We start from the raw sequence: 15,419 nt of genomic DNA on the forward strand, positions 1-15,419 counted from the left end.
AATTTCTATTCACAGAAAAATAGCGTACTTTAATTGGAGGTGAACATATGGAATTGATTTTTATTCGCCATGGTCAGGGCGAGCACACAGTGAATTTGCCTGACAGCCTTCAACGGGCCAATCCTTCACTAACAATTAACGGAATTAGTCAAGCTGAGAGATTAAAATCCTCACTTCCGTTAACTGCTAAAGATGTGTTAATTGTCAGCCCAACTCTTAGAACCCTCCAAACGGCTTCGATATGGAGCGGGAATATTGCTTGCCGCAAAATCGTACATCCTCTACTAGCACCACGTATATTTCCAGCCCGAATGGGTGCCGCTACATTGCCATGTGATGAATTGCTAGATTTAGAAAGGCTTCAAAATGAATTTGGAAACTTTACGGCTGCAGCGAATGTTGCGCACTCTTTGTGGTCAAAAGGCATTAACACACTTTCTGAAGACGAATTTAGCTCTTTGGCCGAGCAGTTTATAGGCTTTTGCCGAAACTTTAAACGCGGGAGAATTTACTTAGTCACACATGATGGTACCATCACTTCTTATCGGAAAACGATTCTCGGTCAAGCATTTACAAGAGAAGACTTTCTAGGAGAGACAGAATGGATTCAACTGGTGGTTGAGTAATGAATGTTTAAAATTAAAAATGAAATAGCTGGGTCGACTGGATTTCAACAATTAGGATCTAAAGACTTACTAGTAGAAATCATGTTAGGCGTCGCGAACATTTTTAGAGGTATAACCTACATATAAAAAGATGAATCCACAAATTAAGGTAGCCACTGCATAGCCCAAGCCCGCAACTCCTCCTGCAATTCCGTCACCTGTGAGAGTGCCGACTGTTCTAGTTGCAAGAAAGAAAACCAATATAGGAAGCAGAAAAGCGGTAATATAACCTGAATGGATCCATCTATGCCGTTGGTTTCCGGCAAATTTATTGACAGAATAACTTAACAAGGCAATATAACTTACAAAAATCAAAATATCCACTTTAAAACTCCTTCCGTTATCTACTTAATTCAACATTAAGAGTAAATGAAGCCAATACGCAGTAGATAGAAATAGTAAAGATGCGTACCTGTATTAAAACTGGAATCTTTGAGCCAAGTAGTAATAAACACTGATTACTAGACTGCCCATAAGTGAACTAACTATTATTCTAAAGCCAGTCTTTTTTGAAAAACTGTTTCGGGTGATTAAAAATTCTCCAGCTACATGCAGAAATGCCATAAGTATGAATATGATAAAGAAAATAATGATAAAGTGCATGTTCTCTCCCCATTTCAATTTTTCTTAGATTGCATTTACAGCGTAAATTAAGAATGCTTGTTTTTCATCGGAAGCTTGTCTGTATAGCCGATAAAGAAGCCAGTAATAAATGCAAACGGCATAATATTGTCAAACCACTCAAATGAACCCCGGTTTTTATGATCGAGATCAACTAAAGTAATAAGCATTACTCTAATAGAAATTATGTAGAAATAGGGACAATCAAGTTTCATGATGTATCTCCTTGTATTACTTGAAAAGTTCATATGAATTATCGTCTCCTTAACATATACCTGTTGATTTCCAATAAAGTTTCATTATATTTAGAGGAAAATGTAATTTAATAAGTTAAGTACAATTAGAAACTTAATTTCTTTTCAATAATTTACATTACTTATTCACTTGGAGCTACTATTGTTTTGCAAAAAATTTATAAAAAATGAAAAATTGCAACCGGAAAAACAACTCTTCTAACCACACATCCTCAGCAATCGAACTGTCTACCATTTGACCGATACCCAATGAAAAAACGATATCCAAATTTCAGCTTCTACATATCAAACGAAGTTATAAACATATTCAACTTGTTCATTCAAGAAAGAAGTGGTAAGTTTAATATTATATTTTTTAAATAGTAATGATTACGTTTAAAGGTTCACCTAAAATGAAACTATGAAAGAAAGGAGAAAGTGATTAATGTACAAATGGATAGTTGTAGGTGGAGGAGTCCAAGGAATAACCATAACCAGTTACTTATTGAAGAAGCAAAAAGTCAGTGCAGATAAGTTATTGATAATTGATCAGCACGCTGAGCCCTTAGCCAATTGGCATCGGTGCATAAACACCATTTCAATGCCTTTCCTGCGTTCGCCCGGAGTCCACCACCTGGATGTAAACCCATTCGGCTTGGAAGCTTTTGCGAAGAACAATGAATTGGACGACAGCGCTTCGTTTCTAGGAAGATTTAAACGTCCTTTTCTGTTGTTGTTTGAAGAACACTGCAATTGTTTGATTAAAGAATTGTCGCTGAAAAAGAGCTGGAAAAAGGGATTGGTCGAACCCATCAATCAAAGTGCTGCAGGTTGGCAAATAAACATGAAAAACAATGGAACAGTAGAAGGTGAAAACTTGATATTGGCTATTGGGAATAATGAACAATTATACTTGCCGAAATGGGCAGAAGCTTTTAAAAGAGTACCGAGGCACCCGTTTACCACATTTTTGACCCTACTCTACCGGAACTAGAAGAGTTGAAGCCGCCTTTTACAGTTATTGGCGGGGGCATTTCTGCCGTCCATTTAACACTCAAATTGAACAAAATGTTTCCACAGCAAGTGACACTGTTAAAACAGAATCCTTTTAGGATCCATGATTTTGACAGCGATCCAGGATGGTTGGGACCGAAAAAGCAAACAGCTTTCCACAAAACGCATTGCTATCAAAACCGGCGCGAACAAATCATTAAGGCGCGCTATAAAGGATCGATTTCTCGCGATTTATATATAAAGCTGCTGCATCAACAACGGAAAAATACCAAACTCACTATGAATGGAGAAGTTCATCAAGGTAAATTTGAAAAAGGCACCATAAAGCTTTACAATAAATCCAACCAATTGCTCCAGGAAAGCGGAACAGTTTTATTGGCCACTGGATTTCAGGCTATGTTGCCAGGTAAAGAGTGGCTGGCGCCAGCGATAGAAGATAACCACTTGAAATGCGCCAACAGCGGCTATCCTATTGTTGCTGAAAATCTTCAATGGGGCCAAAGTTTATACGTGATGGGTGCATTGGCTGAACTGGAAATCGGACCAATCGCAAGAAATATTTCAGGAGCCCGCCAAGCAGCTGAACGCATAACTCAAAATGTTTAAGCATCAGAAACGAAATAGTTTTTTAAGCAAGGAAATCCATATTGCTAAAGTTCTTGTTAACAGCATGGAGTAAAAAATGAAAGAAATCTTTGAAATCAATAGTAGCCCTTCTACCAGCTTTTGAGATAGGGATCGAAACCTATAAACGCATAAGGAGAGAGTGGAATGAGTGAACGACTAATAGACTTTTTATGGAAGAGCGAAGTGGCAAGACTTCCACTGGAAAAAAGAAAACTCTATGAATTCGTCATTAGAGCGGAAGATGCGCTCGCAGAAAAAGCCGAGACAGCAGATGAATTCTGCAAGTTGTTGCTGGATGATTCGCCCGTAAATGCAGCGATGAGCCATTTCCAATGGCCTTACGAGAAAGTGGTCTTCACAATCATGAAAACCGAGGAAGAACTTCACCAGAAAGTAGAGCTCCGGTTAAAAAAAGTGAAATGGATTAACTACAGCAGATCGATTAACTCCAAAGCTTCAAACAAAAACGGGGAATACCTATTCTTATTTATTAACTAACAGAGAATGTTGTATACGTTATCTACATATGGAGTAAGTATAGCCGTTGCTTTGTGCCACTTGATGTTCAGTTCAAAAAAGCGCATTCGAGAAAATCGAATGCGCTTTTTATGACTAGCGGTATGCAAGTGTTTACTGATCTATTATTGCAAACGCAACGAGTGTACCCTTGTCGCAAGAATCGAATCCGTTCTTCTCATAAAAATGCCGAATATTGGGGGCTTCTTCTGTAAGCAGCACTTTTTGTCAGACATCTTTAAATTTCTCTAAAACCCTGTCCATTAATCGAGTCGCAAATCTATTCCTCTTAGAAGCAGCTTCCCATTACGTATTCAAAAAGAACGGAGCGCCGATTTTGGTCTGCACGCACGCAGGCATTAGAGATGCATTTATCGGTAAGCAATCCGAGGCCATCAGTGATTTTTGCCGCTACGGAGATACGGATGGATTTAACGACAACGGCAAGCCTGTCCGGAAAGATTGGACTGTGGCTCATCAGAACAAGCTATTGATAGTTTGGGGACATGATCCCAAACCCAAGCCTTTACTGATCAACAACACTATCAACGTTGACCAGGGCGTTGTTTTTGGCGGGAAATTGACGGCTTATCGTTACCCAGAAAGAGAATTTGCAGCTGTAAAGGCAAAGCAAGATTATTCAGGGGCTGATGAAAATCCGTTGGCCGAGTGGGAAAAGAACCGATTAAACCCACCAAACCTTGCAAAATTTATCCAAGGCTACTCCGTATTGACGGAAGAGCTGGGAGAAGTGAAAATATTTCCAGAACAAGTGAAACCGGCAATCGATGCGGTATCTCACTTCACGGTTTCAATCGAACAATTGGTATATATTCCGCCAACGATGAGCCCAACTCCAAAGGTCTCTGGACTGGCAGATTATCTTGAGCATCCGAAAGAAGCAATTGAGTATTACAGAAGCAATGGAATCCACACGATGATCGCAGAAAAAAACACATGGGCAGCCGCGGCATTTTGTTGTTATTCAAAGACAAGCAAGCATCGTCAAAACACACTGGAATCGAATCATTGGGGACAATCTACACTAGAACCGGGAAGCGATTTTTCGACAGTGAAACAGAAGAACAGCTTCTTGTGCAGTTGAACAAAGACTTATTTGGCATGAATTACTTTGAACAATACGCAACAGATTATGTTCTCTTGGATGCGGAAATCATGCCATGGAACATAAAAGCGAAAGAACTAATCAGCAGCCAATACGCGCATGTAGCAGAAAATGCAATGGTGGACCGTTCGCTACTGAAAGCGAAATTGAGTGCGGCACTTGGAACCAATGAAAGCTTGCAGCTGTGGCTCGATGAGTACAAACAGAAGCTTGAAAATGCTCATGAATTTAATGAAGTGTTCCAGAAATACTGTTGGGATGTCGACTCGATCAACTCGATACAAATTGCCCCATTTCACGTGCTGGCACACAGCAACAAGGCTTTCATCGACAAACCTCATACCTGGCATATGGAAATGACTCAGTTTCTTGCCAGTGAGTCTGAACTATTTGTGGAAACAGAATTCAAAATAATAACAGATGAAGCTAGCGAAAATGACGTAATAAAGTGGTGGCAGGAAATAACAGAAGATGGCCATGAGGGCCTCATTATCAAACCAGAGTTTTTTATCGCCAAAAACAAAGGGAAACTGCTGCAGCCGGCCATTAAAGTAAGGGGCCGCAAATACTTACGAATCATTTACGGAATGGATTATTTAGAAGACAAAAACTTAGACAGACTAAAAAACAGAAACACCAGCAAAAAACAGAAAATGGCGTTAAAGGAATTCGCGCTCGGTCTAGAAGGTCTGATTCGCTACACAAGTGGAGATTCGATCGAACGGGTTCATGAATGCAGTTTGGGGACACTTGCGATGGAGTCAGATCCTGTAGATCCCAGATTGTAACCAAGCCAAAAGGAGCCAGAAGCAGTTAAAGTCTTCTGGCTCTTTTTGGCTTTTATAAGGATTTAGCACAGCGAAAGAGAGGATCCGAAATGAAATTGCATTAAACTGGAGAAGACGAGAAGACGCGGTCGGCGAAATTGAAGTAATGATTATGAGCATTAATTGATTCGAGAAGACTGGGTTCAAAGAAAGCGAAGTTCGAGTCACTACTAGCTACGATATATTGCCATAGAAAAAGCCTTTTGAGAAAAGACTTTTTCTGTTCCCCATGACTATAAGACTCCCCAAAAGTCAGTAGAAAATAATGAGGTGAGCAAAATCATTATGAAAACTAGTTAGCTGACGGTATAAATGTAAGCATTCGGATTTTCTACATATTTCTTTTCCATAACTGCTCGTACGATTTCGGTCACAGTTACTAAAATCAACAACAAAAACCAGGGTTCCAAGAATAAAATAGGTTCTAACGGAATTCTGTTAATGTTTACAAACGCACCGATAATCATCAAGACAACAATAAGACCTCTAATGGTCCAATCGATTTTCTTGTGTTTGACATTAACGTGGTTATGCGAGAACATCTTTGGCTTTTCAACTTTCAACCATCTTCTCATAATGCTATTAAACAAATAGGTCAGTATGAAAAACGGGCCAAGTATGACGAGCAGGTCCAGCCAAAAAGATGAGTTATTTTCATACATAAAATCTCCTCCGATACTTAGCACTTATATAAGTTGAATTAAAGAAACAGCTTTTTCAACTCAATGAGGTAGGGAAACGAAGAAACCGCTCCAGACGGACGCATTGGGCCCACAGGATATGGGTCATGCAACTTACACTCTTTCTTCTAAGCATCCTTGAGTAACAAGTCATCCGGATACTGAGAAAATCAGCTCTTACAGAGCAAAATTTTCCTGATTTTCCTGATTAAATTCTCGTCTTCGATGGTAATATAAGACTATATAAGTTGTGAAGACTAGTAAGTCGCAAGAGAAATTCTAAAAAAGGATTTGATAGATTTTATGAAGCCGAAGCCGATTTATGTTGAAATTGAAGTGCAAGATGATGTAGAAAAAGTATGGAAGTATACCCAGCAGCCAAAGCTGCATGAACAATGGGATTTACGTTTTTCTTCGATTACATATAACGACAAGCTACCGGGAGAGAATATGCAAACTTTTACCTACTCCACAAAAGTGATGCCCGGCATTCAAATATCAGGGTGGGGTGAAAGTCAAGGCACACATGAAAAAGCGAGCGGTGAAAAAACTTCTGCTTTGCATTTTGGTACAGAGCAATTGCTGTCGCCTATTGCTGAAGGCAAAGGTTATTGGAAATACATGCCTCATGAAAAAGGCACCACATTTTTAACGCAATATGATTATGATGTTCGGTATGGTGTTCTGGGAAAGTGGGTTGACCGATTATTTCGCCCGGTGATGGGATGGGGAACTGCTTTAAGTTTCGATGTGTTAAAGCGATGGATTGAAGCAGGAGAAAGTCCGAAAACCCAATATCGTCGTTTTTTTGCTTTTTATGCCATTTGTTTTTTGTTTGCGTTTGTTTGGTTTTACCAAGGATTGGTCCCGAAAGTCTTAACGCAACATCCTCTAGAAATTAGCATGTTGACGCAGCTGTCGCCATTAACTGCTGCACAAGGCGCTACTGCGGTTATTTGGATCGGTGTAGCAGAGATATTATTTGCCTGTTGCTGGCTCGTGCCGAAACTGCAGAAACCTTTGCTGAAGCTGCAAGTCATCATTTTCCCTTTCCTTACATTGAGTGCAATCATTGCCGCTCCAGCCGTAGCCATTGCACCTTTTAATGTCATCACGCTAAACGTCACTCTGTGGATTTTATCGATCATCGGATTGCTGCTCCATGAACAGCTCCCGACTGCAAAAAGCTGCAAAAGAAAGAGAGGGAAAGCCGCTTGACTATTTACTCGACTTTATTAGGAAAGAAGTTTGAACAGCTGCACCCGAAACTGCAGTATCGCTATGCCTTACCTTTGGACCAGACTTTTTATGCAGATGGGAAGATGCAGCAAATACAAACTGGCAGTAAGCTGCTTTTTCCTTTGTATCTCCTTGCATCTAAGCTCAATTTTTTATTTCCTGAAAGCGGGGAAAATATTCCTTTTACAATTGCCAACCGCTGCCGCATCAATCAAGAGGGCGAGGCTGAAGTTTCTTGGGAAAGATCGTTTTTCTTTCCAGAGTCGGTGCGCAAGTTCAATGCCAAAATGACACTCGATTTGGAAAAGCGGCTGGTGAAGGACTTCTTGGGTGATGTGCCTTTATTCTACTCAGATTTACTGTTTGATGTTACAAAGGAAGGTTTTCTGATGATCACTTCCGGAACACAAAAAGTTGTGGTGGGTAAGAAGGAATTGACTATCCCAAAACTCTTTAAAGGACGGGTTTTTGTGCTGGAAGGATACGACGAAGTAAAGGATGTCTACACCATCCATGTATCCATCTACAATAGCTTGATAGGAAGGATTATGAGGTATGCTGGTGAATTTACGGAAAGCGTTAGGTAATCCACTGATTGTATTTGGAACTATTTTGTTTCTTTTCTGTTTTTTGTTTAATGGCGAAGATGGCTATCTTCATTATTTATCTATAGCTCAATTGCTTTTCGTTCCATTGCTGCTGCAACTGGTCGTTCAACTTCGCAAAATGGATAAATTAATTTTGGCTATCGGGATGATGGTTGTGGCACTGATTAGTTTTACTATGCCTTATCCCGTTGAACTGTTGGGTGCATTAGTTTATCTTTTTTCCACCTTTTGGATCGCTTCGAAAGGGATAGACCGGTTTTTAAAGCGAGGGTTTACAAATACCGCTGAATTGATGATCGACCTGGGACTTGTCTACATAGCGATCGGCGGAATGTGGTTTCTTGCCTATATTGGACAGTTTGATACCGGATTTGATGAGACCACAACTTGGTTAACAGCGATCCATTTTCATTATTCCGCATTTATGCTTTGTATTTCAGTGGGACTGATCGGTCGGATACAAATGACAAAGCTCTATAAAGTATGTGCATTCATCATTGCGACAGGGCCGATGACCTTGGCGATTGGCATTACGTTTTCAACTGCTATCGAAATTATTGCGGTGTCGCTTTATGTAGGCACAATCTATGCAATTACTTATTACACGTTCCGGTTGAAGTTTTCCAGCTCTGTACAAGCGATTGCCGTTCGAATTCCGCTGGTGACGTTATGCGCCACCATTTTGTGGTCATTTCTTTATGCGTACGGCAATTTCACCGGCAATACGGTTGTAGCGATTCCAGTCATGCTGGCTTTCCATGGTTTTTTGAATTGTCTACTATTCGGGTCATTCACCGTAATTGGCTGGGCATTGCAAGTGCCAGCCACGAAGCAAAAATCGTTCAGTTTCCCTATAAGCAAGATCCGAGGGAAGTTGGAAAATCCAGGAGCGCCTTACCCAGGTCTGGTGGATCAAATGGCAGACTATACAGGTCATGGAAAGCTCCCTTTTAGAACGATTGATTTTTACGAAAATACAGACAGGTACGAATTGTTCGCATCTGTAAACTGGTCTGCCTGGTTCAAGCCTTTTGCATTTATTTATCAGTTTATCAGCCGGAAAATAGGGCAGCTCAACTTGCCTTTTTCTTCGGCTCAAATAGAAATGACCGGGCAAGTGCAGTTGGTAGACGAACAAAGTGATGGAAGAAGCAAGCCAAGAGTATGGAAACGGAAAATCGGTGTAGAGACAGTATTTACCGCGATTTACTCCCAACATCAATCGAACGGGAGGACATACATGAACGTCGCATTGCCATTGCCTTTCTCTTCGATGCACGGAATTCTGCAAGCGGAAGTTGACGATGAGCGGCTCTATTTGACGAGCAACGGAGACGGAGATGCGGGAACCTATTTGGCAGTCGGTCGATATCTATTCCAACTCCCGCTGCACGAAAGTTTTACCATCAGAGAAGTGGACGACGACCTGTTGGCTTCACATGACATGACTTTGTTTGGCCTCCACTTCCTGCATATTGATTATGTAATAAAAGAGAAAGTGGACAAAACTCATTCGATAGTGATTTGATCAAATGAATGGACTATATAAAGGGGGGATCATTCCTGCTTGATAACCGAGGATTTGATTTGTGGGCAGACGAATAAGACAGGACAGTCCAAGTAAGTGAGGACAATAATTTGTATCCTTTTACCGGATACAAAAATATATTAAATATGGTTTTTAACGAAATCACGAAAAAAGAGCAGTCGCACGTATTGGACATTGGATTCGGTACGGGTGTTGTAGCCTTGAAGCTTTACGAAAACGGCCATCAAATAGATGGCTTGGATTTTCTCCAAATATGATTGCAATCATATTTGGAGGAATGGGATATATCAAAGGGATTGCCGGACCATATGAAAGAGGAAGAATAAAGCCAGATTCTTCTTCGATATTATTGCTGCGAATGTAGATGGATCAAATTCTGTAGCCACGCAAGAAGGAATACAAGCTTCAGAAACGAGAAGGACGCTGTCGAAAGTATCCGAACGAGAGGTAGAAAAAATCGAATACCCGGATTTTACAAGCTTCGTGAATGCATCTCATGAGAAATGGACTAACTTGAGCACAGATGATAAGTATGCTCAAAGTTTGGGAGACGAGACGTATCAGCTTCTTCTTACTGCCATTTCCGGAACAAACCGGTGGCAAGAGGAAATTGACATTTACAGCGAATCCTCAGAATTCACCAGTCTTAATGAAACTGCCCATAATTTGACGGACCCATTGGAAGAATAATGCTGCTGAAATCTGAGAGGCTAACGCTTAAATAAAAAGTGTTTGCTCCGGATTTTTTATTTCTAGACCTCAATATGTCAATTCAAGTTTTACTCTTCTAGCAATAGTAAAGGAAAAAGGGGGGTAAGTATGGGGTACAAATTTCAATCAATGACGCAAGAACAAGCTGAGGAAATTGCAAATGACTGGCGCTATAATAAGGAGTATTCATTTTACAATATGAATGCTGATCAAGAGGATCTTCAGGAATTTCTTGACCCGACTCAAAGAGGAGATTCTTATGTTGTGACCATCAAAAATAGTGAAGTTTAAGGTTTTTTTAATTTCAATGAAATTAATCATGGTGAGATCGATATAGAGCTAGGAATGAATCCGCTTTTTACAGGAAAAGGAAACGGCTTGAACTTTGTGAAAGCCGGATTAGACTTTGCGAAATCAGCATACAGTCCAGAAAAAATTACTTTATCAGTAGCTAAGTTCAATGTAAGAGCCATAAAAGTCTATAAAAAAGTAGGCTTTGAAGAAGGGGTAACTTTTACACATGCTACAAATGGTAGCAGTTTCGATTTTCTAAGTATGACTTATCAATCATTCTAATAATTTTGACAAGGAGCATGGAAATGAGACATATTGTGGATGTAAACAATAAAAGAATGGAAGTATTTCTTAGAGGGGAAAGAGGAATTCCAATCCTTATTCTATCTGGAATGGGATGCTCGTTTGAAGAATGGTTTGAAGTGACAGAAGCTCTAAGTCAAACTAACAGAGTTTTTATGTTACATCGACCGGGACTTGGAGAAAGTGAATTAGGGGAAGAAGTACGCACAAGTTCTCAAGTAGTTGATGAAATCAATCAGTTGTTATGCGTTTTAGGAGTGGACGAACTAATTGTTCTAATCGGTCACTCGTATGGTGGATTATGTGCGCAGCACTTTACCAAGTTATATCCCGATAAAGTGAGTGCATTACTTCTGGTAGACTCTACTTCTGTTGATGTGGAGCGACTTGACATGTTGGACCTTCCTGTATTAAACCAAAATTCTTCAGATGAAGAATGGATGGAAGAATGCAAAAGTTATTCTTTCTTACTCGAAAAAGAATTGAAACAAATTATTAAGCCTGTATTATCGGAAAATCAAAAAAAAACTGCCTTTATCAATACAAAAGAAGTTGATTGAATTCCAGCAAAAACCTAATTTATACAAAGCGATGAACTCCGAAGTAAAAAATTGGAAAGCAGATGCCAAAGCTATCAAAAAAATGGGGTGTCTTTCTAATACACTGCTGTTTGTTATTGGCCGGGATAAGAGGCATGTTATTCAACAAGGGATAGAAGAGGGATTACCCGAAACAGAGATCACTCTCCTTGAAGATACATGGGAGCAATTGATTAGAGAGCAAGCAACACTTTCAGAAAATAGCAACTTAATTTATGCAGCGAAATCAACACATTCCGTTCATCTGGACCGATCTGATTTAATAATAGCGATTGTGAAAGAACTTTTTATAGCTTCGAAGTGAAGCGTGAAATTGTATATACATAATCAACTAGAAGTGGAGGCAAGACAGTGAGATTAAGTGGTCAAGACATGGAAGCAAAATTAAGGGCTACCAACTACACTGATTCACAATTAATGAAACTAAATTATGATCACAGCAAGCATTTAGTGACAATGAATTACATGGGTCAAAGCGACACTGACAGGGAGGAAAGGAAATATACAGTTTTTTTCAAATCTGGTTTTTTAGCAAAATTCGATGTATGGTAAGAGGGAGTGGGAGGAATTATTCCTCAAACACCCCATAAGTCAGCTTTCTTTTTTCATGGCATATCCATAAGTGAATTTGAAGTCAACGGCAATCGTCTATACAAATGCAAAATGGTCATCCCCATGATGGATTGCCAAATCAATTGCAATCGTCAGAAGTTAATTTGAAAGGAACACTGAGAAGAAGCGGGGAAATTAGTGGTATCTTTTCTTGCTCTAGCATTCACTTTTTAGAGTGCCAGGTTATTAAGTCAAAAGAAAATTGTTAAATAAAGTAAATCCTCAAAAAATCAGACGATCAGGTATTGATTTCTGTCAATTAATTAGGTTTATATAGAACTTAAAGTAGGAAAACTTCGACATATGTTCGGGAATTTAATAAAAAAATTTAAAAATAAATGTCTAAATTTTCAGTAAACATGATACAATTGAACTGTAAATACTAATGATTTAAATTTTTTAAAGGAGAAGTTTGAGATTAACTTGCTTATAAGAGGGAGAAACGATGTGTAAAGCTGTTATATTTTCTCGATTTGAGTTCCTTAATAACTACTTGACGAAAATAGGGATTCAAAAATCATGGAGCGAATTGAAGTCTCTTGTTATGTTAACTTGTGCAGCAAACCAATCAGAGAAAAAATAAAAAGAAAGGGTGATGAAAATTATGAATGTTAAAGGGAAAAAAGTGACTTTACGAGCATTAGAAAGAGCAGACATGGAAGAGCTGCGAAGTTTTTATAATGATCCGGAAATCGCCCACCTTCTTGGAGGATGGACAATCCCGATTTCCTCTGAACAACAGAATCGATGGTTTGATCGCCTGGAATTCGATAATCGAAACCTGCGTTTGGCGATTGAAACAGAGCAAGATGGCTTTATTGGCATCTCAAATATTTTGAATATTGATTATAGAAATCGTTCTGCCCATCATGGGATTTTAATAGGGAAAAAGAATATGCGTGGACACGGATACGGCCGTGATACAGTAATGACCACTATGAAATATGCTTTTGAAGAACTTCAACTACATCGTTTAGAAGGGGATATTCTGGAACATAATATTCCTTCTTATAATTTATTCCTTGGAAAATGTGGTTGGGTCGAAGAGGGAAGAAAACGAGATTATGCTTTTCGTAACAACCGATATTACGAACAAATTATTGTCAGTATTTTGAAGAAAGAATACGAACAGCTATGCTTGGAACTGGGATATTGGAATGCCGATTCATAAGTGTCCAATTGGTCAAATTATGGATCGTAGACAAATAAAAATTCGACTTTCACTGATCAAATGAACATTGAGACATGTGATTAGTTACACGTTTATAGTCTTCGTTTGCCACATCATGTTGTGATGACTAAGCAGGTCGCAGGCGGCGACTTGTCAGATAAAGTGAAGAAAATCGATCTCATTGTTGCATTGCAGCAGAAGATCGGTTTTTTGAAGGTTTTCTGAAACGTACGAATACTAAATAATAAACCGCGGTGGAAGTCGACTAGAGCTTTAGCTTGTTGGTCTAGTTAGTTGCATCAGTGCCAATTATCGATTTCACCTTGAAAAAGCTAAGTAATCCAATAAGAAAGAAGCTAAGATTTTGCATTTTGGAGGGTGAATAAATGTCGGATAAATTAAAAGGGAAAGTAGCCGTAATTACAGGCGCAGCTGGAGATCTTGGAAAAGTGGCTGCAGAGATTTTTTTGAAAGAAGGCGCTAAGGTGGCGCTAGTAGATCGCGATGAGAAAACGCTCGCAAAATGCGCGGAAAATCTTTCGCACTTTGGCGAAGTTTTCAGTGTGATTGCAAATGTTACTTCGGAGAAGGAAGTAACAAACTATATCGAAGAAGTGTTGGATAGATGGGGCAGAATTGATATTTTTCTAAATAATGCGGGCATTTTAGGGAAAGTTGCGCCTTTAATAGATCAAACTGTAGAAGATTTTGATTTGATCATGAATATTAATGTCAAAGGAGTTTTTCTTGGGTTGAAAAAAGTGCTGCCTATCATGATGCAACAAAAAAGTGGTAGCATTATCAATACTTCATCTGTTTCTGGACTGATGGGAAGCGGTGGAAATTCGCTTTACGCTGCTTCAAAGCACGCAGTTGTTGGGTTGACGAAAACAGCAGCTATAGAAGCCGGGAATAAATCGGTTAGAGTAAATTCTATTCATCCAGCACCCCTTGATTCGACGATGATGAGAAAAAACGAAGAAAGTGTTAACAGTGAAAATCCATCAGAAGTTCGGGAAAGGATTGCATCTCGTATTCCTCTAGGTAGATATGGAACCATGTCAGAAGTGGCAAAACTGATTCTCTTCCTAGCAAGTGACGATTCCGAATTTATAACAGGCAGTCAATACCGGATAGACGGAGGCATGGGAGCTCGTTAATTGAGTTAAGATAACACAAGGACTCTGTGGCGACAACTATTTAGAATGGCTTTTCTCAGCCTTAAACTTAATATACGTGGGGGTAAGGTTATGAAAGTAGGTATTATGCAACCGTATTTTTTTCCTTATATTGGATACTGGCAATTAATTAAAGCAGTTGATACGTATGTCATTTATGACGATGTTAATTATAAGAAAAAGGGTTGGATAAATAAGAACAATATATTAGTGAACGGGGAAGAAAAGGCTATTTCCTTAAAAATGTCTAAAGTGAGCCAAAACAAGCGAATCAATGAAATTGAAATTGATAATGATCTTATCTACAATAAAAAATTGCTGAAAACCATAAAAGAAACCTATTGTAAAGCACCTTATTTTAAAGAAGTTTATATTTTGATGGAAAAAGTGATTAACCAAGAAGAGTTAAATTTGGCTAAATATCTTACAAATTCTATTATAGAGGTATGCACGTATTTAGATTTGCATACACATATATTGCTTTCTTCTGATTTGAAGAAAAGCGAGAATCTTAAAGGACAAGATAAACTAATAGAAATCTGCAACATGCTGTCAGCTGATCAATACGTGAATGCTTATGGAGGGCTTTCGCTTTATTCACCACTGGATTTTGAATCGAAAGGTGTCAAATTAGAGATCATTAAAACAAATGATATAAGTTACCAGCAAAAAGAAGTGAAGAAATTTGTGCCTAATTTATCTATAATTGACGTGATGATGTTCAACAGTCCTAAGGAGATCAATTCCATGCTGGATGATTTCACAATTATTAAAGATTTTTATCCGCTCCTTCATATAGGCAGTTAACTGTAATGGATTGAGCTTGAAAAAACTAATGGGATTGGG

18 protein-coding genes and 2 pseudogenes are annotated in these 15,419 nt (G+C 39.0%); 17 read left to right on the top strand and 3 right to left on the bottom strand.

The features are described 5' to 3' along the window. Window positions 1-47: 47 nt before the first annotated feature. Window positions 48-626 (top strand): histidine phosphatase family protein, encoded by a 579-nt coding sequence (locus BBH88_RS09075; RefSeq protein WP_065536915.1) that lies wholly within the window; start codon window positions 48-50, stop codon window positions 624-626. An 84-nt stretch (window positions 627-710) separates the two neighbouring features. Here BBH88_RS09075 and BBH88_RS09080 read toward each other — a convergent pair whose 3' ends face one another. Together BBH88_RS09080 and BBH88_RS09085 are read right to left on the bottom strand one after the other, a co-directional pair. Next, window positions 711-989 (bottom strand): hypothetical protein, encoded by a 279-nt coding sequence (locus tag BBH88_RS09080; RefSeq protein WP_006829516.1) that lies wholly within the window; start codon window positions 987-989, stop codon window positions 711-713. 326 nt (window positions 990-1,315) lie between these two features. Continuing rightward, on the bottom strand, window positions 1,316-1,501 hold the full coding sequence (locus BBH88_RS09085; protein WP_006829517.1) for a hypothetical protein: 186 nt from the start codon (window positions 1,499-1,501) through the stop codon (window positions 1,316-1,318). Between the two features lie 463 nt (window positions 1,502-1,964). Between BBH88_RS09085 and BBH88_RS19615 the strand changes: the two genes are divergently transcribed. From BBH88_RS19615 to BBH88_RS19625, 5 genes and pseudogenes are all read left to right on the top strand, one after another. Continuing rightward, a complete protein-coding gene (locus BBH88_RS19615; protein ID WP_238323439.1) occupies window positions 1,965-2,513 on the top strand; it encodes a hypothetical protein in 549 nt (182 codons plus the stop codon). Window positions 2,514-2,518: 5 nt separating this feature from the next. Further along, window positions 2,519-3,139 carry a hypothetical protein gene (locus BBH88_RS19620; protein WP_238323440.1) on the top strand — a complete coding sequence of 207 codons (621 nt, stop codon included), beginning with the start codon at window positions 2,519-2,521 and terminating at the stop codon, window positions 3,137-3,139. Window positions 3,140-3,304: 165 nt separating this feature from the next. Further along, window positions 3,305-3,658, top strand: a complete 354-nt coding sequence (locus tag BBH88_RS09095) for a hypothetical protein (RefSeq protein ID WP_065536914.1) — start codon at window positions 3,305-3,307, stop codon at window positions 3,656-3,658. A 790-nt stretch (window positions 3,659-4,448) separates the two neighbouring features. Then, a pseudogene (locus tag BBH88_RS19885) lies at window positions 4,449-4,559 on the top strand (hypothetical protein); the annotation flags it as partial. A gap of 74 nt (window positions 4,560-4,633) precedes the next feature. Then, a complete protein-coding gene (locus BBH88_RS19625; RefSeq protein WP_331244200.1) occupies window positions 4,634-5,590 on the top strand; it encodes a polynucleotide kinase in 957 nt (318 codons plus the stop codon). A 335-nt stretch (window positions 5,591-5,925) separates the two neighbouring features. On the opposite strand, the gene BBH88_RS09105 is transcribed toward BBH88_RS19625, so the two are convergent. Further along, window positions 5,926-6,291, bottom strand: a complete 366-nt coding sequence (locus BBH88_RS09105; protein ID WP_238323441.1) for a DUF4181 domain-containing protein — start codon at window positions 6,289-6,291, stop codon at window positions 5,926-5,928. Between the two features lie 321 nt (window positions 6,292-6,612). Between BBH88_RS09105 and BBH88_RS09110 the strand changes: the two genes are divergently transcribed. From BBH88_RS09110 to BBH88_RS09150, 11 genes and pseudogenes are all read left to right on the top strand, one after another. Then, window positions 6,613-7,527, top strand: coding sequence for a DoxX-like family protein (locus BBH88_RS09110; protein ID WP_065536913.1), 915 nt, complete (start codon window positions 6,613-6,615; stop codon window positions 7,525-7,527). After that, the gene (locus BBH88_RS09115; RefSeq protein ID WP_065536912.1) at window positions 7,524-8,135 is read left to right on the top strand and encodes a DUF4166 domain-containing protein; all 612 of its coding nucleotides are present in this window, start codon (window positions 7,524-7,526) and stop codon (window positions 8,133-8,135) included. Before BBH88_RS09110 ends, BBH88_RS09115 begins: the two co-directional genes overlap by 4 nt. Then, window positions 8,104-9,684, top strand: coding sequence for a YndJ family protein (locus BBH88_RS09120; protein WP_065536911.1), 1,581 nt, complete (start codon window positions 8,104-8,106; stop codon window positions 9,682-9,684). Before BBH88_RS09115 ends, BBH88_RS09120 begins: the two co-directional genes overlap by 32 nt. Before the next feature lie 110 nt (window positions 9,685-9,794). Then, window positions 9,795-9,962 carry a class I SAM-dependent methyltransferase gene (locus BBH88_RS19185; protein WP_006829524.1) on the top strand — a complete coding sequence of 56 codons (168 nt, stop codon included), beginning with the start codon at window positions 9,795-9,797 and terminating at the stop codon, window positions 9,960-9,962. A gap of 562 nt (window positions 9,963-10,524) precedes the next feature. Then, window positions 10,525-10,992: pseudogene (locus tag BBH88_RS09125) on the top strand (GNAT family N-acetyltransferase). Window positions 10,993-11,015: 23 nt separating this feature from the next. Then, window positions 11,016-11,573, top strand: coding sequence for an alpha/beta fold hydrolase (locus BBH88_RS19635; RefSeq protein ID WP_006829525.1), 558 nt, complete (start codon window positions 11,016-11,018; stop codon window positions 11,571-11,573). Next, window positions 11,566-11,916 (top strand): hypothetical protein, encoded by a 351-nt coding sequence (locus BBH88_RS19640; RefSeq protein ID WP_006829526.1) that lies wholly within the window; start codon window positions 11,566-11,568, stop codon window positions 11,914-11,916. The genes BBH88_RS19635 and BBH88_RS19640 overlap by 8 nt, the downstream gene beginning before the upstream one ends. Window positions 11,917-11,963: 47 nt before the next feature. Next, on the top strand, window positions 11,964-12,164 hold the full coding sequence (locus BBH88_RS09135; RefSeq protein ID WP_006829527.1) for a hypothetical protein: 201 nt from the start codon (window positions 11,964-11,966) through the stop codon (window positions 12,162-12,164). A gap of 655 nt (window positions 12,165-12,819) precedes the next feature. Then, window positions 12,820-13,395, top strand: a complete 576-nt coding sequence (locus tag BBH88_RS09140; RefSeq protein ID WP_238323442.1) for a GNAT family N-acetyltransferase — start codon at window positions 12,820-12,822, stop codon at window positions 13,393-13,395. Window positions 13,396-13,781: 386 nt separating this feature from the next. After that, the gene (locus BBH88_RS09145) at window positions 13,782-14,555 is read left to right on the top strand and encodes an SDR family NAD(P)-dependent oxidoreductase (protein ID WP_065536910.1); all 774 of its coding nucleotides are present in this window, start codon (window positions 13,782-13,784) and stop codon (window positions 14,553-14,555) included. 90 nt (window positions 14,556-14,645) lie between these two features. Beyond that, window positions 14,646-15,380: a WbqC family protein gene (locus BBH88_RS09150; RefSeq protein WP_006829530.1), complete on the top strand. Its 735-nt coding sequence runs from the start codon at window positions 14,646-14,648 to the stop codon at window positions 15,378-15,380. Window positions 15,381-15,419: the final 39 nt, after the last annotated feature.

The sequence above is a fragment of the Planococcus antarcticus DSM 14505 genome (genome assembly GCF_001687565.2).
GTDB lineage: Bacteria > Bacillota > Bacilli > Bacillales_A > Planococcaceae > Planococcus > Planococcus antarcticus.

What these genes read in the sequence shown, in the direction of transcription:
- BBH88_RS09075 (WP_065536915.1), top strand. Translation starts at nt 48, where the DNA reads ATGGAATTGATTTTTATTCGCCATGGTCAGGGCGAGCACACAGTGAAT.
- BBH88_RS09085 (WP_006829517.1), bottom strand. Translation starts at nt 1,501, where the DNA reads ATGAAACTTGATTGTCCCTATTTCTACATAATTTCTATTAGAGTAATG.
- BBH88_RS19615 (WP_238323439.1), top strand. Translation starts at nt 1,965, where the DNA reads ATGTACAAATGGATAGTTGTAGGTGGAGGAGTCCAAGGAATAACCATA.
- BBH88_RS09095 (WP_065536914.1), top strand. Translation starts at nt 3,305, where the DNA reads ATGAGTGAACGACTAATAGACTTTTTATGGAAGAGCGAAGTGGCAAGA.
- BBH88_RS19625 (WP_331244200.1), top strand. Translation starts at nt 4,634, where the DNA reads ATGGGCAGCCGCGGCATTTTGTTGTTATTCAAAGACAAGCAAGCATCG.
- BBH88_RS09105 (WP_238323441.1), bottom strand. Translation starts at nt 6,291, where the DNA reads ATGTATGAAAATAACTCATCTTTTTGGCTGGACCTGCTCGTCATACTT.
- BBH88_RS09110 (WP_065536913.1), top strand. Translation starts at nt 6,613, where the DNA reads ATGAAGCCGAAGCCGATTTATGTTGAAATTGAAGTGCAAGATGATGTA.
- BBH88_RS09120 (WP_065536911.1), top strand. Translation starts at nt 8,104, where the DNA reads ATGCTGGTGAATTTACGGAAAGCGTTAGGTAATCCACTGATTGTATTT.
- BBH88_RS19635 (WP_006829525.1), top strand. Translation starts at nt 11,016, where the DNA reads ATGAGACATATTGTGGATGTAAACAATAAAAGAATGGAAGTATTTCTT.
- BBH88_RS09140 (WP_238323442.1), top strand. Translation starts at nt 12,820, where the DNA reads ATGAAAATTATGAATGTTAAAGGGAAAAAAGTGACTTTACGAGCATTA.
- BBH88_RS09145 (WP_065536910.1), top strand. Translation starts at nt 13,782, where the DNA reads ATGTCGGATAAATTAAAAGGGAAAGTAGCCGTAATTACAGGCGCAGCT.
- BBH88_RS09150 (WP_006829530.1), top strand. Translation starts at nt 14,646, where the DNA reads ATGAAAGTAGGTATTATGCAACCGTATTTTTTTCCTTATATTGGATAC.